This window comes from Gottfriedia sp. NPDC056225 (genome assembly GCF_042267765.1).
In the GTDB taxonomy this organism is placed as follows: domain Bacteria; phylum Bacillota; class Bacilli; order Bacillales; family Bacillaceae_G; genus Gottfriedia.
Genome location: NZ_JBHJTJ010000011.1, coordinates 49,159 through 70,550, shown reverse-complemented (window position 1 = coordinate 70,550; position 21,392 = coordinate 49,159). Strand labels below are relative to the sequence as shown.

The following is a 21,392-nucleotide window of genomic DNA, read 5'->3' as shown; positions in this document are numbered from 1 at the left end:
CATTTTCATCTTAAACAGATATCCTTATCAGTATAAATAATTATTTTATAGATGTTATTATATGAAAAATGAGGGATAAAATAAATGAAAAAAATATTAATTATAGAAGATGAAAAAGAATTAGCAAATTTTATACGATTAGAATTGGAGTATGAAGGAAATGAAGTTCATATTTCAAATGATGGTAGAGATGGATTAAACCAAGCAATTGACCAAGAGTATGACTTAATCTTACTTGATTTAATGCTTCCTAATTTAAGTGGAATTGAAGTTTGTAGAAGAATTAGAGCTCATAAAGACACTCCAATCATTATGATTACAGCAAGAGACAGTGTTTTCGACCGTATCTCTGGTCTAGATAGTGGAGCTGATGATTATATTTCAAAACCATTTGTTATTGAAGAACTTTTAGCGCATATGCGAGCAATTTTTAGACGTATTGATCGCTCAACAAATTTACATTGCTTAAAATTTAAAGACTTATCATTAGATTCTGCAGCAAGAGTTGTTAAAAAAGATGAAGCAGTTATTGATTTAACTAAAAAAGAATTCGATTTATTGTACTTATTAATGAGTAATGTAAATCGTGTATTAACAAGAGAAATTTTATTAGAAACTGTATGGGGCTATGGCTCTACAATTGAAACAAACGTAGTGGATGTTTATATTAGCTATTTAAGAACAAAACTAGATGATAAGAATAATACCTATATTCACACTGTAAGGGGTACTGGGTATGTAATGAGGATGTAGAGGTGAATCTTTCCTTGTTTAATAAGCTTTCGATTAGATGGAGAATAACAATTACAATCGCTGTACTTATGTTTTTCATATTTACATTATGTAATCTTATTCAACTTGGCTTAATTCAAATGTCTGTAATGAATCAACAACAGCATCGAATTGAAAAGAGGTTGAATGAAACGTCAGCTTATTTGGATGAAGATTATAAAACGAAAAAACCGAATGCTGCTTCTTTTGCAGAAAACAAAAAATTCTTTGAAAAAATTATCCAAAATAATGAAATGATTCGACTATTAGATAAAGATGGAAGAGTAAAATTTATTGTTTCAAGAACAATGCCTAAAATTTATATAAATAAAAATGACGTTGGCAAAATTCAAAAATATCGATTACACAATCAAGAGATTCTAATTATAAATAAACCATTACACTATAAGAATTTCGACGGTGTATTAGAAGTTGCAATGAATGTAGAAATCTTTTCGAAATTTATCAAAGAATCGTTCATGATCCTTATTTTAGGTACAATTATCTCGCTAATTTTAAGTATGTTCAGTGGTTACTTTTTATCAAAAAGAATAATAAATCCTATTAAAAATTTAAACCAGACAATGATTAAAATAAAAAATAATCAATTAAAAGAGCGAGTTATTGTAGGAGAAACGAAAGATGAGCTATCGGAACTCGGATTACTTTTTAATAAAATGATGGATGAGTTAGAAGCTTCAATTACAAGACAAAAGCGGTTTGTTGAAGATGCTTCTCATGAATTGAGAACACCTTTAGCAATCATTCACGGCCATTTATCTCTAGTTAATCGCTGGGGAAAAAAAGACGAAACTGTTTTGGAAAACTCATTAAACACTTGTATTAATGAAGCGAACAGAATGATTATTTTAACGAATGAACTTTTACAATTGACGAAGCTAGAGAAAAATACTGAGAAAATAGAGCAATATGCACCGACAAATATTATAGAAGTTTTAAATGAAATCATAAACAATTATCAACTGCTACATGAAGAATTAGAAATTCACCTAGGTGAGACTAATCGAGTTGTTAATAAAGCAAATATCGCAAGAGAGCACTTAATGCAAATTTTAATTATTTTGTTCGATAATGCCGTTAAATACAGTAAAGAACACACTAAAATAGATATTTCTACTTCGCAAGTTGCTAACAGAATCGAAATAAAAGTTTCAGACAACGGTATCGGAATTAAAGAAGAAGATATTAATCATATTTTTGATCGATTTTATCGAGCAGACAAAGCAAGAAGTCGAGCTAACGGAGGTAATGGTCTAGGCTTATCGATTGCGAAAAACTTAATTGAAAACTATGGCGGAGATTTGAAAATTACGAGTAAAAATGGGAAGGGAACAACTGCCATCATCACATTAAACACAATATAGATTTATGGAGTTGTCTTCTAGTAAGACCACAAGGTATTTAATTATCCTTGTGGTTTTTTGATGGAGATTTAGATGGTCAACATCTAGATTTAACAAGAAATTAACGAGAATAGGTTCGTTTCAACGAAAACCGGCGCTATATCAACGAAAACTGGTGGTATATCAACGAAAACCGGCGCTATATCAACGAAAACTGGTGGTATATCAACGAAAACTGGTGGTATATCAACGAAAACTGGTGGTATATCAACGAAAACTGGTGGTATATCAACGAAAACTGGTGGTATATCAACAAAAACTGGTGGTATATCAACAAAAACTGGTGGTATATCAACGAAAACTGGTGGTATATCAACAAAAACTGGTGGTATATCAATGAAAACCGGCGCTATATCAACGAAAACTGGTGGTATATCAACAAAAACTGGTGCTATATCAACAAAAACCATTAATATATCAACAAAAACTACCAATATATCAACAAAGTTCACAACTTAATTAACAAAGTTCACAAAGCGTTCGGCTATCCAATTTAGTAATCAGAAATTCTACATCATATTAATAGTTTGCTCCTGTAATTTATGATAAAGTTGAATAAAAAGAAAATTCTTGTAATTCGGAGGGAGAACAATAATGAGTTATGTGGGGATCGCAATAAATAATGCCATAATGATTGAAAGACTGCGCAATGCTGGTGTTGAAAATGAGCAGTTAATTAATGCTCTGAAAGAAGAGAATTACGAATTTTTAAATGATTATGGTAATGGTTTTCCTGATTGGGAAACTTTAGTAAATTTATACAAGAAAGATAAAGAAAGTTTTATTAAATTAGTGAATGAAGGATACCAAATTAAATTTTTAACAAAAGGTTCATTAATGACTTTATTAAAATATAAATTTGGAATTGAAGTTGAAAAAGATTATGAAGATGTTGGAACTGCAATTCAAGGAATCCAATTATCCAATGAAGCAGTTAGTAATATTAAAAATACACTTGCAGCAAATTGGAAGCTAAGTACATATGTTGATGAAATAGACGGGCTTACGAAAATCCGTATTGAGCTTGTTAAAAGTAGTGAAGTTGTAACTAAATAAAATTAGAATAGAGGGACAAAATTGTTCCTCTTTTTTTTACTCATTTTTCAATTCTAAATCAATTGCTCTAGTTCTAATTCGATATTTAATTAATTCCTCATATGAATCTCCTATTAAACCTAAAATTTTACAAAATGCTGGTTCTGTTTTTAGTTTTATGATCTTAGTTTTCAGATTTGGATTTTGTGTAAAATAAAATGCTCAATGATTAAATGAAGATAAGCATTTTGTTTAATAGATGGAACAGGTTGTCCGAAAATTTCAATCTCAAATCCTTCGTAAGTAAAATTTGCTGTAATTGTTCCGCATAGAACAGGGCTAAGATCTTTTAATTCATTCAGTATATTTAATCGTGTTAATGCTTAATGTGCTAGCTGTTGTTTAGGATTACCATGTTTTAAATAATCAATGGAAAGAAACATATAGACTCCTAGCTTATAAGTTTTTTTTAGTATAATATGCATTTTAAAAAAATATAAAGGGAAATCATCCAATGAGTAGAATCAATAGTAAAAATGTAAAACTTAAAAGGAGAAAAATGATGGGTGTAAAAAAACTATTTTGGAATGATCCTTATCTCTCAAAAACGACTGCAATTGTTACAAAAGTAGATGGTCTAATGGTCAAACTAAATCAAACAATTATTTATGCTTTTTCAGGTGGGCAACAATCAGACTCTGGCAAAATCGGAAATTATGAAGTGATTGACGCAAAAAAGGACGGATTGGATATTATTTATACTTTACCCGAAAACCATGAACTACAGAAAGGGCAGGAAGTAGTTGTTGAGATCGATTGGGAGAAAAGATATCGAATTATGAAGTTGCATTTTGCTGCGGAAATCATCTTAGAACTAATGTATCAAAACTATAATGAACCTGAAAAAATTGGTGCAAATATTACAAGTGATAAAGCAAGAATTGATTTTTATTGGGATGGAAAAATTTCAGAAACATTTCCTCTATTAGAGAAGAAAGCAATGGAGCTTATTGATGCAGATTTGGAAATAAATAGTGAGTATGATGATCAAGAAAATCAGATTAGATATTGGGAAATCAAAGGTTTTGGAAAAGTTTCTTGCGGTGGAACGCATATTAGGCGAACAGGAGAAATTAAAGAAATAAAGCTAAAGCGAAATAATATAGGCGGAGGGAAAGAGCGAATCGAAATATACTTAGTATGATTAAATGAAGTGAACTTTTGAGTCGTGACTGTATTGATTTAGTCATAGGTCCGTTATTCACTGAATTGCTTAAGGATTCTTTAAGATTTTAAAGGAATAAAATAATAAATGACTACCTTTCAGTCGAATGGTAGCCATTTTTATTTAAATTTCTTTAATTATATTTTCCTTTTTAAAAATCAAAATTATCAGGGTCTGGGCCTACACGTTTATTCGCATCAAGTGTAGCAATTTGTTGCATATCATTTGGTGAAAGCTCGAAATTGAATACATCAAAGTTTTCTTGAATTCGTGATGGTGTTATTGATTTAGGAATAACGATTACATTACGTTGTAAGTGCCAGCGGATAATGACTTGGGCAGCTGTTTTACCGTATTGCTCTGCAATCTCTTTAATTACAGGGTTTGTTAAAGCGTCGCCACCTTGCATTAAAGGGCTCCATGCTTCTAAAGCAATACCATTTTTTTGACAATATTCATGTAATTCGTTTTGTTGGAAAAATGGGTGTAATTCAACTTGATCAACCATTGGTTGAATATTGCGATGAGCTGCAATATCTTCTAAATGGTGGATATGAAAATTCGAAACACCAATCGCAGGAACAAGTTTATCATCGTAAAGTCTTTCTAATGCTTTATATGTATCTAAATATTTTTCTTTAACTGGCCAGTGAACTAAATAAAGATCAACATAGTCCAAGCCTAATTTTTTAAGGCTTTCATCATAAGCTTTTAAAGTTGTATCATAGCCTTGATCAGCGTTCCACACTTTTGTTGTAATAAAAAGTTCATCACGAGAAACACCAGATTGACGAATTGCTTCACCTACTTGTTCTTCGTTTTGATAGACTGCTGCAGTATCGATGTGACGATACCCTACTTCAATAGCTGTTCGGACTGCATCAACACCATCTTCTGGTGACACTCGCCACACACCTAAACCTAATTGTGGCATTTTAACTCCATTTTGTAATGCAATAGAATGTTCAAACTTCATTTTCAATTCCCTCCTTATTAAAGACTAAATCTAGTGTACAATATAAACTTTCAAAATAAAAAAATTTTGATAGAAATTAATGGGAATTTAAAAATACGTACGAAAAAGGATTATGATTATTTAGTAAAAAATAAAATTAATGCGTAATAAATTAATGAATTGGTTTAGAATAAGACTATCAATGAGTGCAAATTGGTTGTATATTTTGAGCTTTTCCTTCAAAATAGGTATAGAAAAAAAGCTCTTTATTTTTGTTTGGAGGGGAATTTTGTGTTAGATCAGATTTTAGAATTTAATAAGAAGTTTGTTGAGAATAAGGATTATGAGCAATATGTAGCTTCAAAGTTTCCGAACAAAGAAGTTGTAGTTGTTACTTGTATGGATACACGTCTAGTTGAGCTTTTACCGAAAGCTCTTGATATTCATAATGGTGACGTAAAAATGATTAAAACGGCTGGTGCAATTATAGCGCATCCGTTTGGCTCTGTTATGAAAAGCTTACTAGTTTCGATTTATGAGCTTGGTGCGAAAGAAGTATTAGTAATTGGACATCATGAGTGCGGTATGGGGAATACAAACCCAGCTAAAATGAAGGAAAAAATGATTGATAGAGGTATTAAAGAAGAGAACTTGAAAATTTTAGATTTTTCAGGTTTAGATTTAGACAAATGGTTAACTGGATTTACAAATGTATATGATAGTGTTAATCATAGTGTTTCAATTATTAAAAACCATCCACTTATTCCAGAAGGTGTAGAAGTTCATGGCTTAGTAATTGACCCACATACAGGGAAATTAGAAGTTATTAATAGAGATGAAAAATCTGCTGAATAATGATTTAAACAAAAAAGTTATCCTTTGAGTAGGATAACTTTTTTTAATTTCGTATTTACCAAGACTCAAATAAATCTCTACCATTTAAAGGTTGAACAGGACGGCTATTTGGTTCGAAATGGTTTTGATAGAATTGAACTTGTTTTTTTGAAAATTGTAGTGGTTTAGTAAACACAATCCATTTTATTCCTTCAGTACATGGTGGTGTTGTAAAAGAACCATTATAGGCCACTTTTTTACTAGAATATGGAATAAGTGAATGTAAATTGATTTTTACAAACTTCTCTTTATTTTGTTCGTCCATAGGACTGGCGTTAATTATTTTCTGAAATTCTTTATTCAATCTTCCGTCGTTAACTAAAACGCCTATTGTAACAACTGACTTTTTCGTATTTTCATTAATAAAATGTATCTCTAAATCACTATGTAAACCGTTTAATGTATGTTCACTTGGTGTGTGAAAGTGAAACTGTTTTAAAGTATAGTTTGTTCCATTTAAATTAATGTTATTTGAATTATTCAAGGAAACTAATTTTACGGTGTAGTGATCTTTTTCTATCTTAAAAAGTCCGCTATGATAGTTAATACCTAAAGGTAGGGATTTTGTTACAGTTTGGCTAATATTAATTGGTGATTGGTTTTTACCATTAGAACAAAGATTAAATTCTTTATTCATTGAGCTCCAATAATTAGGTCCAGTTTTACCTGTATATGACCAAGCTTCATGATTTGTTCCTGAAGCTATGGAATTATTTAGATGAACTATATGGTCTGTACTCCTATTTGAACAAGATGAGAGAATAATGCTGAGTATGATGCTAATTAGAAAAAAATAGTTCATTTTATACTTTCCTTTCAAGTTATGTATGATAGGATTCATTTTAGACAACGATGGTACGGAACAAACATTTATTAAGGGGTGAAGAGATGAAACTAGAAGAGGTTATGAAAGCATTAGAGGAAATGGGGACTGAACAAACGAAAAAGACTTTTTTGCGTCATGGTGCAAAAGAACCCTTTTTTGGAGTGAAAATTGGTGATATGAAAAAGCTTGTAAAATATATAAAAAAGGATCACGATTTGGCATTATCACTTTTTCATACAGGCAATTCGGATGCTATGTATTTAGCAGGTTTATCCGTAAATCCAAAGTTAATGACAAAAGAAGAGCTTCAAAAGTGGGTGAAGGAAGCACATTGGTATATGATTGCTGAAAGTATTGTTGGTGCTGTTGCTGCCGAGAGTCCGTATGCAATTGAATTAGCGATAGAGTGGCTAAAGTCAGATGATGAATTAATTGAGGATTGTGGATGGAGTACTTATAGTCATTATTTATCAATTGCAAAAGACGAAGCAATTGATAAGGAAGAAATTAGTAAGTTACTTAATTATGTTGAAAATAATATACATACTTCCAAAAATAGGGTTCGTTATACGATGAATGGCTTTGTAATTGCTGTAGGAAGTTTTGTACCTAGCCTAACAGTTGAAGCAATGATGGTTGGACAAAAAATTGGAAAAGTCCGAGTAGACGTAGGGGATACAGCTTGTAAAGTACCTCTTGCAACAGACTACATTGAGAAGGTAGAAGCGAAAGGAAGGCTTGGAGTTAAGAAAAAAACATGTATTTGTTAACATGAAATCGGTCGCCTATCTTATTAGGTGGCTTTTTATTAGAACAAGGAGATAAAAATGATCATTCAATCCAATAGACTTTATTTAAGAAAGCTTAAAAATGACGATTTAACTAATTTACATAAGCTTCAATCGAATGCAAATGTAATGAAATACATAATGAATCGGCCTAAAACTCTGGATGAAAATGAAATGGAATTAAATAGGATTCTCCAAATGGATCAAGCTCATAACCAGAATTTTGTAGTAATGGCAGTTTGTAAAAATGAAGATAATCAGTTTATTGGAACTGCTGCTGTTATAAAAAATGAAAATAATGAGTTTGAAATTGGTTATCGATTAGTAGAAAAAGAGTGGGGAAATGGATTTGGTTCTGAGGTTGCTAGTTTAATAGAAAAATATTGCTTCGAGATGAGAAAGTTAAAATCGATAGTAGCTACTGTCGAAGCTAAAAATAGTAATTCAGTTAAGATACTTGAGAAAAATAATTTCACCTTAATTTTAGAATCAATCGATGATGAAAATGGAGAACTAGTAAAATATTTTCGTAAAGTTCGTCATAGTTATTAGTAAGGATAAATAACAAAAAGGAGAATGCTATGCACGGACAATTCTATTTTAATGAATATCACCTGTCTTCTACGATTATTTCGTTAGTAAATTATCTAGTTTTTGGATATGTAATTTTTTGGGTCTATAGGACAAATGTTTTAAAACCTAAATTGTGGAAGGCACTGATCGCTGTACTTATGGGATTGTTTGTATTTAGTATTAACTTTAATTTTGATAATTACCACATTGTCATACCAATTTTACCAGTTGGATTATGGATTCTACTTTGGATTTGTAAACATAATGGTAATGAAGAAAGATGGGCAAAATATAGACGCTTTGCATGGGCTGGTTTTCTAATAAGATACTTCTTTTTAATAACAAGTCTATTGCAACTACTAATTGAAAATTGATTAATATTTCTTTAGATTGAGTTGAAACACCAATGACAGTTTGAAATACCGTTTTTGGATATTCATAGTTAATAAATACAACGATGCCCATCGAGTAGTGGTCAGACAGTTACTGTAACCGTCTGACTTTTTTTATTTAAATTTCAAAAAAAGGATCTTCATAGAAAATCAATGAAGATCATACCGTTACTTTTAATTTCCTAAATATGTCTACTATCAAGAAAATAACTAAAAGAATGATGAGATACAGCATATAGATCATTAAATTGAAGAGCGAAAAGATGATTAAAAATAACCCAATAATAAAATCCATACTATTCGTTATTTTTTTATTTTTATAGCTCAAAATAGACGCTTCAATTATCGAAAAACTACCTATTAAGCACACTACAATAATTTTTAATTTAATATTTTGTGGATCAATTAGAAATAAACTACCTAGCATAATTGCCATTAAATAGGGTCTAATCCTTTTTAAAGTATTGATGAAATAGTCCATTAAACACCTCGTGCTATTAAAATATTAGGATATATTTTATTTTATCATTATTTTTAAGATTCTTAATTGTTTTATTTTTATATTAAAAAAGGCAAAATTCCCCCAATTACAATTTTCTCGACTTATTGGTATAATTTTCTAAAAATATATTATGGAAGATGTGAGTACAATTCTAGGTGGGAAAATGAAAAAAATATTGTCTTTAGGTGCTATACTATTCGTTATCTTATACGTCTTTTACATTAGTGTATCGAAGTCTCCAAAATTAGCTGCCGAAACAAATATATGGGTAGGAACAACAAAGGATGGAAATATACAAGCCGTCTTATCTGAAGGGCTAAAAGGGAATTACGATGGTGAATTCCGTTGGACGGGTACAACATGGGATTATCACAAAGCAACAATCCTGCATTCTGCATATCTAGTGAACAATAAAACAGAAGTAGGAGGAGGAGCTTGGGAAGAAAAAACGAAGGTAAACGATAGTGGTTTTGTTGACATGACAAGTAAACCTGAAAAAAATGAAAAAATTGAAGTCATGGTAGAATATAAAATTAAAAATAAAACGATTCGTGAAATCATTCCATTACATAATAAATAAGAAGAGTGCAGTAGAAGTACTAGGCAACTAGCCGAAGCGTTTGTTACACAACTTAATCGGCTATATAGTCGATTTTTTTAATGGAGTAAATTGCATACTAGCTCAATAATAATTTTCTGAATTTTTATAAAAAAGTAAAAATTTTCTAACGAAAATACGATCTGTATTGATATAATTAATCAAAATACTTCCATTACTTAAGCGAATGTAAGTTGTATATCTTAAGTCGGATCAATAATAAAAAGGAGTCAAGTGAATGGACAACCTAACAAATGAAACGATTAATCAGGCACATAAATTTGGAATGCTAGATTTGCAATTTACAATTCTTAAATTAATTAGTGCAGGTTTTATCATTACACTTTTTGCAATTATAATAATGTCTACCTATTTTTTTCTTAAAACAAAACATAAGAAGCAAGTGATGGAATATGAACACGAATTAGGGAAAGGCACATCAAACCACTAAAGAGATTTACAAGGAACTCGCCCCATGGAAAGCGAGAATCCTGTAGTGGAAATCAACATCAAACAGCTTCCTTTACATTGAAAAATATTAATCCTTAATTGACAAACTCATTTTTCAACAGCTTAGTAGGCAGTTATTAACTGCTTTTTTTTATGCATTAATTTAAGAGGTGTCGGATATCCACTGGAGACTTTTAAAAATAATTAAGGGACACATCGTAAAATTACATATATAATTAGAGAAGGTATATCACAATACCTTATACATGATGAGAAAATTAACAACTATGAAGTACAGTTGGAAAGTGAGATAACATAATTATGAAATATGATTTAATTTTTGATTTAGATGATACGTTAATTCAAACTCAAGCAGCGTTCCGACAAAACATAGACTTATGTGCGGATTTAGTCTATGAAGTACTCGGTGGAAAAGTAATAATTAATGATATTAAAGAAGTTTTTAATAAAATAGATCTGGAGCTAATAAAAGAGTTGGGTTTCAGTAAAAAGCGTTATCCTTTTGCGTGGGGATCAACTTTAGAATTTTTTATAAAAAAGTATAATATCGAGATTTCTAGTACAGCCATTGAACAATTACAATCATTAGCAAAAATGATATTTCAAGAAAATGTTCCGCTACAAAGTGACACATTTATAATAGAAGAATTGGCAATTCACAAAGATGTAGCAAGTATGACTATTTTGACTTTAGGTGAAAAAGACGTACAAACAAAGCGTGTGATGGATACTGGCTTAGTACAATATTTTGATGAAGTCATAATCACACAAAAGAAAGATATAAATATATATTTTGAGTTAAATAAAAAATTAAGTAATCCAGTAATGATCGGAAACTCACTTAGAAGTGACATTGTACCTGCAATAGATGCTGGAATGAAAGCAATTCATATTATTAGAGATTCATGGTCTTATGACGAAATTGAGCATAATCATAGAATAGATAGTATTCAGTCATTAGATGAATTAAAATTACTTTTATTTGGAAATTTGGTAAATCAATAAATTTTAAAACTTAATACAAACACTCAAACTGTCTAATTAGGCAGTTTTTTTCTTATGTTGCCCATTTAGTTGAATTTGCGAGCTAAAAACTTACTAAACTAAGTATTCCTTTAATGAATTTGAATATTCCTCAAAATTTTACAAATAATACTTTGACACATATGAACAATCACTCATATAATATACGTATAGAAAACATATGAATGTTTGCTCATGTATTCATAGGAGGACAGTTTATGATTGAAGAAAAGAAGAAAGTAGACGATCTATGTGAAGAAGTTTGTCAAACAACGGTTATGCATGAGGATATTATTCTTTCAGTAAAAGAAAGAATGCTAAATATTGATACACTCACAGTAGTTGCAGAGCTTTTTAAAGTTCTTGGAGATAAAACAAGAACAAGAATATTACATGCACTTAGTCAATCTGAGATGTGTGTATGTGACTTAGCACACTTATTAGAAATGACTCAGTCATCTATCTCACATCAGTTACGTGTACTAAAACAAGCGCATTTAGTAAAAAATCGTAAAGAAGGTAAAGTAGTTTATTATTCATTAGCAGATGACCATGTTACACAAATTTTCAATCAAGCACTAGAACATATTTTAGAGGATTAAGATGTGTGTTTTCCTGAGAGGAGATGAGTTTGTTGAGTAGGGAGCAAAGGCAAATAAACAGTGAGTTAAAATTAGAAGGACTTGATTGTGCAAATTGTGCAATGAAAATAGAAAAAGGTGTATCCACACTAGAAGGCGTCGACGCATGTTCAGTCAATTTTGCAACATTAACGATGACTATTACAACTAGTGAGGACCAAAAAGAAACGGTTTTAGAAAGTGCTAAGGATAAAATCCGCTTATTAGAACCGCATATTAATCCTGTTTCAAAAATGGATGCAAGTGTAGGTCAATTGAAACAATCTGGAATGAATGCCGAAACAAAAAAATTAATTGTTAAATTAGGCGTCGGTACTTTTTTATTAATTTTAGCTCAAATACTAAACTTACCGATTCTTTATCAAATGATTCTTTTTATAGCTGCCTATTTAATAGCAGGTGCAGATGTCGTATTAAAAGCAGTTCGAAATATATTTAGAGGCCAAGTATTTGATGAAAATTTTTTAATGGGTGTAGCAACAATTGGTGCATTTATTATTGGGGAGTACCCTGAAGCTGTCGCAGTAATGCTTTTTTATCAGCTAGGTGAATTATTCCAAAGTATTGCAGTCAATCGATCTCGTAGCTCGATTTCGAAATTAATGGATATTCGTCCTGATTACGCTAATTTAAAAACTGGCGATCAAACTGAAAAAGTATCTCCAGAGAAAATTCAATTAGGCGATATTATCGTAGTAAAACCAGGAGAAAGAGTTCCATTAGATGGAATCGTAAAAAGCGGTTCTTCTAGTGTTGATACTTCAGCATTAACAGGTGAATCATTACCGCGAGAAATAATTGAAGGTGATGAAGTATTAAGTGGATTTATAAACGTCCAAGGTTTATTAGAAATTGAAGTAACAAAGGAATTTAATGAATCAACTGTATCGAAAATTCTAGAGCTTGTTCAAAATGCTACAAATAAAAAGGCACCAACAGAAAATTTTATAACAAAATTTGCAAAAATCTATACACCAATCGTCGTAATTACAGCAGCTATTATTGCGATTATCCCTCCAGTGATTATTCCTGGTGAAACATTATATGATTGGGTATATAGAGCATTAATTTTTCTAGTTATTTCATGTCCATGTGCTTTAGTCGTTTCAATCCCATTAGGTTTTTTTGGAGGAATTGGTGCAGCCTCTAGGTCAGGCGTTTTAGTAAAGGGAAGTAATTATTTAGAGGCATTAAATGATGTAAAATATATTGTGTTTGATAAAACAGGAACTTTGACGAAAGGACAATTCCAAGTAAGTACAATTGTACCTGCCCGAAGTTATTCAAAAGACGATCTACTTGAATTAGCTGCTTATGCAGAGTTTTATTCCAATCATCCTATTGCATTATCAATTCGCCAAAAATACGGTAAAGAAATTGTAGAAGGAAAGCTATCCAACTACACTGAAATTGCCGGACATGGGATCAGCGTTATGTTTAATGAAGACGAACTTTTAGTAGGTAATTCAAGACTAATGGAGAGTCATTCAATTTTATATGAACCAACTAGAGAAGTTGGTACTACGGTTTATTTAGCAAAAAATAAGCACTACGTTGGTTCAATTGTCATCGCAGATCAACTAAAAGATGATGCGAAAAAAGCTATTTCAGAGCTAATGCAAGTTGGTATTAAAAGGTCTGTGATGTTGACGGGTGATTCTACTTCTGTTGCAAGAAAAATCGGTGACGAATTAAAAATAGACGAAATTTATGCAGAGCTTCTTCCACACCAAAAAGTTGAAAAGCTTGAGCTAATCGAGAAAATGAAATCTGAGAAGGAAAAAATTGCGTTCGTAGGTGATGGTATCAATGATGCACCAGTTCTAGCGCGAGCAGATGTTGGTATTGCAATGGGTGGAATTGGATCTGATGCAGCTATTGAAGCAGCGGATGTAGTATTAATGTCAGATGAACCTTCTAAAATAGTAGATGCAATAAAAATTGCGAAACGAACAAGACAAATCGTATGGCAAAACATCTTTTTCGCTTTAGCTGTAAAAGGATTTTTCTTATTACTTGGCGTGATTGGAATTGCAACAATGTGGGAAGCGGTAATTTCAGACGTTGGCGTGACTGTTTTAGCTGTATTAAATTCGATGAGAGTCTTAAGACAGAGATAATAAGGAAAAATAAAAAACTCGAGACTTATGATTAAATGTCTCGAGTTTTTCTTTGATTATTTTGTGGCATGTTTTCTTTTTTTGATATATAGGAAAATAAAAATTACTATTCCAATCCCTAAAATCCCATAAATTATACTAGAATATACATCCATATACTCTACAATCTTCTCCCAAGAAGCACCAACTGACGCTCCGACTAACACTAAGACAGTGTTCCATATTAATGAACCGAGAGTAGTAAATAACAAAAAGATCCAAAAATTCATTCGTGACATTCCAGCTGGTATCGAAATTAGGCTACGAATTAATGGAATTAAACGACAGAAAAAGACAGTCCATACACCATATTTGGCAAACCACTCGTCTGCTTTATAGAGATCCTTCTTAGTTAAACGTAAAATATGACCCCAGCGGTCTACGATTTTTTCTAACTTTTTTACATCTAATAATGTACCGCACCAATAAAGGATGACTGCGCCTACTACTGAACCGAGAGTTGAAAAGAAAATGACTCCGATATTTGAAAGTGAAGATTGTGTTGCCATAAATCCGCCAAACGTTAAAATAACTTCGGATGGGATAGGAGGAAAGATATTTTCTAATGCGATCAATAAAAAGATACCTAAATAACCAAAAGTATCCATCGTTTCAATAATCCAATTTTGCATGAAATTACCTCAATTTGTTTTTTTTTTTTTGATTAGAAAGTTTTAATATTCCTTGTGAAAAAATATACTATGTAACTACTAATTTAGGCAAGTTATTGTGAAAGTTGTTACATAAATATAATAAATAGTTCACCATATTAAATGTACATTTAGTATAATGTAAGAATAATTTGAATTAATTAAAAAATAAGTTCGAGGACTTTACGAATAAGTTAATGACGTAAATATAGAGTAAAGCGTATTTTAATAGTCTATTCAATCTGAGATATGCAATGTGTAAAATCAGCAGAAAAACTAGTGAAATTGAATTTTTTTGCTAGAGGATTTTAACAGTTTATGGAGAAGTAAAGTAGACCCATAAAAAAGCAGAATTGATTTAGCACTTTAATAAAGTATTAATATAGAAACTTTGAGACAAAGGTAATACTCACCGCAGCTCTTATCAGGAGGGATAAAAATGTTTAAAGTACAATTAAGTAGTGATCTTTCAATTAATTTATTAACACCAAAATATGCAGAAGAATTAGTAGAAGCGCTAAAAGAAAATCAAAACTCCTTAAAAGAGTGGTTAGTTTGGGCTGAAAATATTCCAGTGATTGAGGATTATCAACGATCAATTATACCGATGTGGCTACAAAAATTTGCTGATAATAATGGGTTTGAAACGGGTATCTTTTATAAAGATGAGTTAGTTGGTATGTTAGGGTTGCATTATATTGACTGGTCAAATCAAACGACTGAAATTGGCTATTGGCTCAGTGAAAAGATGCAAGGACAAGGGATCATGAGCCGTGCTGTAGAAGGTTTAGTTACATATTGTTATGAAGAGCTCAATTTAAATAGAGTCGTTATTAGAGCGGCTGTAGAAAATGAAAAGAGTAGAGCGATTCCAGTGCGTTTAGGATTTAAGCATGAGGGAGTTCAAAGAGAGGCACAACAAATTAGAGAAAAGTTTTATGACATAGCAGTATATAGTATGTTGAAAAATGAGTGGCAAAAGTAAATAAATTAATTTAAACGCGTTAGCTAAATATGCTAGCGCTTATTTGTGCAGAAAGATATGGAAGAAGAATAATGCTTTAAACGATCCTATTCGATTTAAATGACTTAATAAGTTTGTTATGAATAGAGATAAAACGATGGTCTTGTATAGAAGGAGGAGTTTGTTTGAAGAACGGAAAAATACATTATGCTTGGATTATATTAATCGTTACATTCCTATCTGTTCTTATTGCAGCGGTGACAAATACAATGTCTGGAGTGATGATGATTCCTTTTGAAAAAGAATTCGGATGGAGTAGGGCATCAATTTCAGGAGCATTTGCGGTTTGTATTACTCTCGTTGGGTTTTCTGGTCCATTTATAGCAGGGCTATATCAAAAGTTTAATGTGAGAAGTGTGTTGTTAATAGGGATGGGTGCATTATTAGTAGCAGTATTATTAACAACAATTATGACGCAAATATGGCACTTATTTATTATTTAGGGAGTCATTATTGGACTTAGTGCAGGTACATTTTTAACGGTATTAAATGCTTATGTCGCTACGACATGGTTTGAAAAAAAGCGAGGATTGGCACTAGGACTTTTAACTTCTAGTTCTGCTGCTGGTCAGCTTGTATTTTTACCGTTGATGGCATATATCGTTGAAAACTATTCGTGGAGAAGTGCAGTATTAACAATCTTCTTTTTCGGTGTTTTTGTTTATGTTTTACTTTGGATTTTTATGGAGGGTGATCCGTCAGATATTGGAGTTTTGCCATTAGGGGCAGAACAAAGTAATAAGAAACAAGTAAACAACATCAATCCAGTGAAGGCAGCGTTTGATGGTTTAAAATTAGGTGTTAAATCGAAAGTTTTTTGGTTATTGGCAGGGAGTTTTTTTGTTTGTGGTTTTTCAACAAGTGGTTTAATCGGTACGCATTTTATATCCCTTTGTATTGATTATGGTTACAAAGAAGTTACTGCTGCTAGTATATTAGCATTTATGGGGATTTTTAATATTATTGGAACTACTTTATCTGGCTATATTTCAGATCGCTTCGATAATCGTTGGTTATTATTTTGGTATTACGGTTTAAGAGGTTTATCATTATTAATTCTTCCATTTGCACTCTCTACAAATTCATTAGTCTATTTAAGTGCTTTTGCTATATTTTATGGAATGGATTGGATTGCTACAGTACCTCCAACGATTAAACTAGCAACGGATCACTTTGGTAAAGAAAAAGTTGGCGTCATCTATGGATGGATTTATACGGCGCATCAATTAGGTGCTGGAGCGGCAGCATATGGTGGGGGTCTAGTTTATTCTTGGTTAAACGCATATCAATCAATCTTTATTGCAGCAGGAATTTTTTGTTTAGTCGCTACTTTATTTGTACTTAATATTAAAAGAAAGGCGGTCTTAAACCAAAATCTTACTGCGTAAAAAATATAGCTTATATGAAAAATTGTTTTGTGTTTCTTAAGCTTGTATTTTTGTTAGCGTCAACTGATAATTAAATGATAGAGAATAGATTTAAGAGGTGTTAATATGACCTATCTTTATAAAATAACAAAAGATAAATATAAAATAATGCGTGGGAAAAATTGTTTTTGGGAAGGTAAGATTAGCAAAATTTGTGATTTGGAAAATATAGATTACAAGAGGCTTAATCGATTTTCGTACGGTGGGAATATCGTTTTTAGTGTAGATGGTAGAATCGTTATTAAATTATATCCATCCTATGTGAATGATGAGTTTATAAAGGAGAAGCAAGTTCTTGAGTTTTTAAATGCCCGAACTTTTTCTGTTGATATTCCTCAAATAATCACCACAGGACAATTTGAAGGCTGGAATTATTTAATAATGAGTGAACTAAAAGGTACACTGTTAATCGATATTTTTGATGAGCTCTCGCTAGAAGAGAAAAAGCAAATTGCGTTTGATTTAGGAAAAATAATTAGAGAAATTCATGAAGCAACGATTACTTCAAGACAAGAAGACTATGAAGATTGGAATCAATTTTTATCGAATCAATTACAGCAATTAGAAATTCATCATAGAAATAACGGAATGAATGAAGTGTTATTTAGCCAATTACAAAGTTATGTTGTTCGTAAAACAATTCAAGACAATGAGCAGACCGTACTATTAACTGGAGAATACACTCCATTCAATTTAATCATGAATAATGTAGATGGTATGTGGAAATTTACTGGTTTAATTGATTTTGCTGATTGCTTTGTAGGTAACGCTAAATATGATTTGCTTGGACCAATTGCATTTATGTTTTATCCATACGAGGGACTAAATAAAATCTTCCTAGAAAGCTATGGATATTTCGAAAATGAATTAAGTGAAGAATTTCAAAATGAATTAATGATTTATTTATTACTACATCGATTTAGTAATATTAGTTTTTATCAAGAGAAGTCTGATGCGGCTAAGAAAGCTGCTAGTTTTAAAGAGCTTGAAAAGATATTTTTTAATTTTAATCATTAAATAAAAAGCATCGAAAGTGGCTAGATTAGTCAATTTCGATGCTTATTTTATTAATTTAGTGCAATTAAAAAAGGATATAATTCAGCAGTCATAACTTTCTTTTTAACTGCTGGATCATTTTGCATTATACCTTCAGCATGTTGTAAGTTTTCTGCATGCAATATGACAATTCCAAACTCAGCGTTTTCTGTTCGGCCTGCTAGTGACACCGTTTTTTCTATATTTAAATTTTGAAGATAATGAAAATGCTCTGATACGATACTTCTTTCTTCCTCTGTGGAATCGTTTAAAAAAGTTGATCGAACTGGTTTTAAAACATAAATAAAGTTTTCCACTCATCACACATCCAATCGTTTATACTAGTTATACTATAGCATGTAATGAAGGTGATAATCATGAGGGAAATCATAACTGAAAAACTAAAACAAATAGAAATTGAACATGATGTAAAGATTCTTTTTGCAGTTGAGTCTGGAAGTAGGGCTTGGGGTTTTCCATCTAAAGATAGTGACTATGATGTAAGGTTTGTTTATGTTCACCGCAAAGATTGGTATTTAAGTATTGATCAAAAACGTGATGTCATAGAATATCCAATTAATGATTTGCTTGACTTCAGTGGGTGGGATATAAAAAAGGCACTTAATCTTTTTGCGAAATCCAATCCGGCCTTATTAGAATGGTTACGATCACCAATTGTTTATTTAGATGATTTAACACTTTCAGAAGAATTAAGGAAAATTGGTAATGAAATGCTTTCTAAAAAAGCATGTATTTACCATTACCTCCACATGGCCAAAGGTAATTACCGAGATTATTTACAAGGTCAAGAAGTGAAAATAAAAAAGTATTTTTATGTATTAAGACCGATTTTGGCTTGTATGTGGCTTGAGAAATATAAGGAAATCCCTCCAATTTTGTTTGATGACTTACTAGAAATTGAAGGTTTAGAGAAGGGATTTTTAGACGAAGTAAACCAGTTATTAATCCGAAAAAAACAGGGTGACGAATTTGATTTAGAGCCAAGAAAAGATGTGTTAAATGAGTTCATTGAAAATAAAATCCAATTTTTTGAAGAATATGTTAAGGAAATCAAGGAATTCAGTAAGGTAAATATGAGTGATTTCAATGAATTATTTCGAAATACACTTGAAGAATCATGGAAAGAATAGAATAGAACTCACTCCTTTTGGGAAAAATTTCTATGTATTTTAACAAAGAATAGCCGAAATGGAGTGTGAACGAAATTGACGAACTTAGAAAGTTTATTAAATCAGCAACTCGCAAACTGGAATGTGTTATATGTAAAATTACATAATTATCATTGGTATGTAAAAGGACAGAATTTCTTTACTCTACATGAAAAATTTGAATTGTATTATGATGATGCAAAAGTAATGGTAGATGAATTAGGTGAACGAATTTTAACAATAGGTTCAAAACCAATTGCAACACTTCGTGAATATTTAGAAACCGCTACGATCAAAGAAGGCAATCATACTTTTTCTGCAGAAGAAATGGTATCGGATTTAATTAGGGACTATGAAAAAATTGTACAAGAATCACGTGATGTGATTTCAATAGCAGAAGAAAGTAATGACCAAGAAACAGCTGATTTATTTTTAGGTAAAATTGCTGAAATAGAAAAGATGCTTTGGATGTTAAAGTCATTTCTTGGTAAATGAATAAATATTAGTAAAGGTGAATTGGCCGACTCATAAATGGGGTTTGGTTAGTTCGCCTTTTTTTATTTTAAGTGATTTTTCTAGTTGTTTTTTTAATATGAAGTGAGTGGTATCAAGGTATTTTTTAGGTGCGGTTCATTTGTCTTGGGAAATTACCAAAAAAAACAAAAAAATGAATTGTATAATTATTTATATTTGTGTATAATCATTCATTATATAAGAATCTGAGCTTCTAAAAAAGGGGATGGATTTATGAGTAAAGTATTGAAAGAAAATCATGTGAAAAAAACTAGCTATACACAAATGCCGAAGGGAAATGTTACAAAAGGGAATTTTAGCTCTGTTAAATGGTCGGATTTTAAAGGGAAAAATTTTCTAACGATTAGTGAGTTTTCATCTAGTGAATTATTATTCTTACTTGAAAAATCATTAGAGATGAAAAATATGCAAAAAGCGAAAGAGGCGCATCCTTATTTAAAAGACAAAGTATTAGGGATGATATTTGAAAAAAATTCAACGAGAACAAGACTTTCTTTTGAAATCGCTATGATGCAATTAGGTGGTCATGCAATCTTTATGAGCAGCAAGGATTTACAGTTGGGCAGAGGTGAATCCGTTCATGATACATCTAAAGTATTTTCTCGATATGTAGATGGCGTAATGATCCGTGCGAACTCTCATGAAATGTTAACGGAGTTTGCTGAGCACTCGTCAATTCCAGTTATCAATGGCTTAACAGATCTACATCACCCCGCTCAAATATTGGCTGATTTCTTAACAATTCTTGAACATAAAGGTAGATTAAAAGGTTTGAAGATTGCTTACGTTGGAGATGGGAATAATAATATTTGCCATTCGTTAATTGAAGGGGCAGCTAAGCTTGGTGTGTATTTAACAATTGCTTGTCCCGTAGGGTATGAGCCAAATAAAGTTGTACTTCAATCAATGAAGCATGTTGCAAAAACAAATGGAAGTGTTATTGAAGTAGTCAATAATCCAATCGATGGTGTAAGTAGAGCGGACGTTGTTATTACGGATGTTTGGACCAGTATGGGGCAAGAGACAGAAACTGAAATTCGTTTAAAAGATTTTAGTCCTTATCAAGTAAATGATCACTTATTAGAAAACGCAAAAGAAGATTATTTATTTATGCACTGCTTACCTGCACATCGAGGGGAAGAAGTAACTGCTTCAATAATTGATGGTAAGCATTCAGTAGTATTTGATGAAGCAGAAAATCGACTTCACGCTCAAAAAGCGATCCTTGTTGCTTTAATGAGTAATTTATAATTCTAATAATCTATTATATTTTTTA

General features: G+C 31.3%; 27 protein-coding genes. 20 read left to right on the top strand and 7 right to left on the bottom strand.

Features of this window, described 5'->3' with window-relative positions; genetic code table 11:
- Nucleotides 1–84 precede the first annotated feature (84 nt).
- Entirely contained in the window at nucleotides 85–753 is a 669-nt protein-coding gene (locus ACFCYN_RS09955; protein ID WP_098117122.1) for a response regulator transcription factor, read from the top strand.
- Nucleotides 754–767: 14 nt separating this feature from the next.
- Nucleotides 768–2,156: a HAMP domain-containing sensor histidine kinase gene (locus ACFCYN_RS09950; RefSeq protein WP_375949048.1), complete on the top strand. Its 1,389-nt coding sequence runs from the start codon at nucleotides 768–770 to the stop codon at nucleotides 2,154–2,156.
- 89 nt (nucleotides 2,157–2,245) lie between these two features.
- Here ACFCYN_RS09950 and ACFCYN_RS09945 read toward each other — a convergent pair whose 3' ends face one another.
- Nucleotides 2,246–2,605: a ribosomal eL19 family protein gene (locus ACFCYN_RS09945; protein WP_375949046.1), complete on the bottom strand. Its 360-nt coding sequence runs from the start codon at nucleotides 2,603–2,605 to the stop codon at nucleotides 2,246–2,248.
- A 184-nt stretch (nucleotides 2,606–2,789) separates the two neighbouring features.
- On the opposite strand from ACFCYN_RS09945, the gene ACFCYN_RS09940 reads away from it, so the two are divergent.
- Entirely contained in the window at nucleotides 2,790–3,251 is a 462-nt protein-coding gene (locus ACFCYN_RS09940) for a hypothetical protein (RefSeq protein WP_375949044.1), read from the top strand.
- A 36-nt stretch (nucleotides 3,252–3,287) separates the two neighbouring features.
- On the opposite strand, the gene ACFCYN_RS09935 is transcribed toward ACFCYN_RS09940, so the two are convergent.
- Entirely contained in the window at nucleotides 3,288–3,410 is a 123-nt protein-coding gene (locus ACFCYN_RS09935; protein WP_375949133.1) for a hypothetical protein, read from the bottom strand.
- An 11-nt stretch (nucleotides 3,411–3,421) separates the two neighbouring features.
- Entirely contained in the window at nucleotides 3,422–3,511 is a 90-nt protein-coding gene (locus tag ACFCYN_RS09930; protein WP_375949131.1) for a hypothetical protein, read from the bottom strand.
- A 233-nt stretch (nucleotides 3,512–3,744) separates the two neighbouring features.
- Here ACFCYN_RS09930 and ACFCYN_RS09925 point away from each other — a divergent pair, with 233 nt between their 5' ends.
- Nucleotides 3,745–4,434 (top strand): alanyl-tRNA editing protein, encoded by a 690-nt coding sequence (locus tag ACFCYN_RS09925; RefSeq protein ID WP_375949042.1) that lies wholly within the window; start codon nucleotides 3,745–3,747, stop codon nucleotides 4,432–4,434.
- Nucleotides 4,435–4,606: 172 nt separating this feature from the next.
- Here the strand turns inward: ACFCYN_RS09925 and ACFCYN_RS09920 are convergent, their stop codons facing one another.
- Complete coding sequence (locus ACFCYN_RS09920; protein ID WP_172445736.1) at nucleotides 4,607–5,431, bottom strand: aldo/keto reductase; 825 nt, start codon at nucleotides 5,429–5,431, stop codon at nucleotides 4,607–4,609.
- Nucleotides 5,432–5,701: 270 nt separating this feature from the next.
- Here ACFCYN_RS09920 and ACFCYN_RS09915 point away from each other — a divergent pair, with 270 nt between their 5' ends.
- Nucleotides 5,702–6,265 (top strand): beta-class carbonic anhydrase, encoded by a 564-nt coding sequence (locus ACFCYN_RS09915; protein ID WP_172445735.1) that lies wholly within the window; start codon nucleotides 5,702–5,704, stop codon nucleotides 6,263–6,265.
- 55 nt (nucleotides 6,266–6,320) lie between these two features.
- On the opposite strand, the gene ACFCYN_RS09910 is transcribed toward ACFCYN_RS09915, so the two are convergent.
- Nucleotides 6,321–7,106 (bottom strand): carbonic anhydrase, encoded by a 786-nt coding sequence (locus ACFCYN_RS09910; RefSeq protein WP_375949040.1) that lies wholly within the window; start codon nucleotides 7,104–7,106, stop codon nucleotides 6,321–6,323.
- An 86-nt stretch (nucleotides 7,107–7,192) separates the two neighbouring features.
- Between ACFCYN_RS09910 and ACFCYN_RS09905 the strand changes: the two genes are divergently transcribed.
- The 8 genes from ACFCYN_RS09905 (at nucleotide 7,193) to ACFCYN_RS09870 (ending at nucleotide 14,238) form a co-directional block, all read left to right on the top strand.
- On the top strand, nucleotides 7,193–7,900 hold the full coding sequence (locus ACFCYN_RS09905; protein ID WP_172445733.1) for a DNA alkylation repair protein: 708 nt from the start codon (nucleotides 7,193–7,195) through the stop codon (nucleotides 7,898–7,900).
- A gap of 57 nt (nucleotides 7,901–7,957) precedes the next feature.
- Entirely contained in the window at nucleotides 7,958–8,470 is a 513-nt protein-coding gene (locus ACFCYN_RS09900) for a GNAT family N-acetyltransferase (protein WP_375949038.1), read from the top strand.
- Between the two features lie 29 nt (nucleotides 8,471–8,499).
- A complete protein-coding gene (locus tag ACFCYN_RS09895) occupies nucleotides 8,500–8,865 on the top strand; it encodes a hypothetical protein (protein WP_375949037.1) in 366 nt (121 codons plus the stop codon).
- Between the two features lie 683 nt (nucleotides 8,866–9,548).
- On the top strand, nucleotides 9,549–9,965 hold the full coding sequence (locus tag ACFCYN_RS09890; RefSeq protein WP_375949035.1) for a hypothetical protein: 417 nt from the start codon (nucleotides 9,549–9,551) through the stop codon (nucleotides 9,963–9,965).
- A gap of 256 nt (nucleotides 9,966–10,221) precedes the next feature.
- Nucleotides 10,222–10,434, top strand: a complete 213-nt coding sequence (locus tag ACFCYN_RS09885; RefSeq protein ID WP_375949034.1) for a hypothetical protein — start codon at nucleotides 10,222–10,224, stop codon at nucleotides 10,432–10,434.
- A gap of 320 nt (nucleotides 10,435–10,754) precedes the next feature.
- Complete coding sequence (locus tag ACFCYN_RS09880; RefSeq protein ID WP_375949032.1) at nucleotides 10,755–11,459, top strand: HAD family hydrolase; 705 nt, start codon at nucleotides 10,755–10,757, stop codon at nucleotides 11,457–11,459.
- A 236-nt stretch (nucleotides 11,460–11,695) separates the two neighbouring features.
- The gene (locus ACFCYN_RS09875; RefSeq protein ID WP_375949030.1) at nucleotides 11,696–12,079 is read left to right on the top strand and encodes an ArsR/SmtB family transcription factor; all 384 of its coding nucleotides are present in this window, start codon (nucleotides 11,696–11,698) and stop codon (nucleotides 12,077–12,079) included.
- 32 nt (nucleotides 12,080–12,111) lie between these two features.
- Nucleotides 12,112–14,238, top strand: coding sequence for a heavy metal translocating P-type ATPase (locus ACFCYN_RS09870; RefSeq protein WP_375949028.1), 2,127 nt, complete (start codon nucleotides 12,112–12,114; stop codon nucleotides 14,236–14,238).
- A 56-nt stretch (nucleotides 14,239–14,294) separates the two neighbouring features.
- Here the strand turns inward: ACFCYN_RS09870 and ACFCYN_RS09865 are convergent, their stop codons facing one another.
- Nucleotides 14,295–14,909 (bottom strand): DedA family protein, encoded by a 615-nt coding sequence (locus ACFCYN_RS09865; RefSeq protein WP_375949026.1) that lies wholly within the window; start codon nucleotides 14,907–14,909, stop codon nucleotides 14,295–14,297.
- 457 nt (nucleotides 14,910–15,366) lie between these two features.
- On the opposite strand from ACFCYN_RS09865, the gene ACFCYN_RS09860 reads away from it, so the two are divergent.
- The 4 genes from ACFCYN_RS09860 (at nucleotide 15,367) to ACFCYN_RS09845 (ending at nucleotide 18,395) form a co-directional block, all read left to right on the top strand.
- Nucleotides 15,367–15,912 carry a GNAT family N-acetyltransferase gene (locus ACFCYN_RS09860; protein ID WP_375949024.1) on the top strand — a complete coding sequence of 182 codons (546 nt, stop codon included), beginning with the start codon at nucleotides 15,367–15,369 and terminating at the stop codon, nucleotides 15,910–15,912.
- A 164-nt stretch (nucleotides 15,913–16,076) separates the two neighbouring features.
- Nucleotides 16,077–16,394, top strand: coding sequence for an MFS transporter (locus ACFCYN_RS09855; RefSeq protein WP_375949022.1), 318 nt, complete (start codon nucleotides 16,077–16,079; stop codon nucleotides 16,392–16,394).
- A gap of 6 nt (nucleotides 16,395–16,400) precedes the next feature.
- A complete protein-coding gene (locus ACFCYN_RS09850; protein ID WP_375949129.1) occupies nucleotides 16,401–17,339 on the top strand; it encodes an MFS transporter in 939 nt (312 codons plus the stop codon).
- 105 nt (nucleotides 17,340–17,444) lie between these two features.
- Nucleotides 17,445–18,395 (top strand): aminoglycoside phosphotransferase family protein, encoded by a 951-nt coding sequence (locus tag ACFCYN_RS09845; protein ID WP_375949020.1) that lies wholly within the window; start codon nucleotides 17,445–17,447, stop codon nucleotides 18,393–18,395.
- 50 nt (nucleotides 18,396–18,445) lie between these two features.
- Here the strand turns inward: ACFCYN_RS09845 and ACFCYN_RS09840 are convergent, their stop codons facing one another.
- Nucleotides 18,446–18,730, bottom strand: coding sequence for a YciI family protein (locus ACFCYN_RS09840; RefSeq protein ID WP_375949018.1), 285 nt, complete (start codon nucleotides 18,728–18,730; stop codon nucleotides 18,446–18,448).
- Between the two features lie 60 nt (nucleotides 18,731–18,790).
- Between ACFCYN_RS09840 and ACFCYN_RS09835 the strand changes: the two genes are divergently transcribed.
- The 3 genes from ACFCYN_RS09835 to argF all read left to right on the top strand — a co-directional run bounded on the left by ACFCYN_RS09835 (nucleotide 18,791) and on the right by argF (nucleotide 21,367).
- Nucleotides 18,791–19,564: a nucleotidyltransferase domain-containing protein gene (locus tag ACFCYN_RS09835; protein WP_375949016.1), complete on the top strand. Its 774-nt coding sequence runs from the start codon at nucleotides 18,791–18,793 to the stop codon at nucleotides 19,562–19,564.
- Between the two features lie 75 nt (nucleotides 19,565–19,639).
- Entirely contained in the window at nucleotides 19,640–20,077 is a 438-nt protein-coding gene (locus tag ACFCYN_RS09830) for a Dps family protein (protein ID WP_172445721.1), read from the top strand.
- Between the two features lie 303 nt (nucleotides 20,078–20,380).
- A complete protein-coding gene (gene argF, locus ACFCYN_RS09825; RefSeq protein WP_172447691.1) occupies nucleotides 20,381–21,367 on the top strand; it encodes an ornithine carbamoyltransferase in 987 nt (328 codons plus the stop codon).
- Nucleotides 21,368–21,392: the final 25 nt, after the last annotated feature.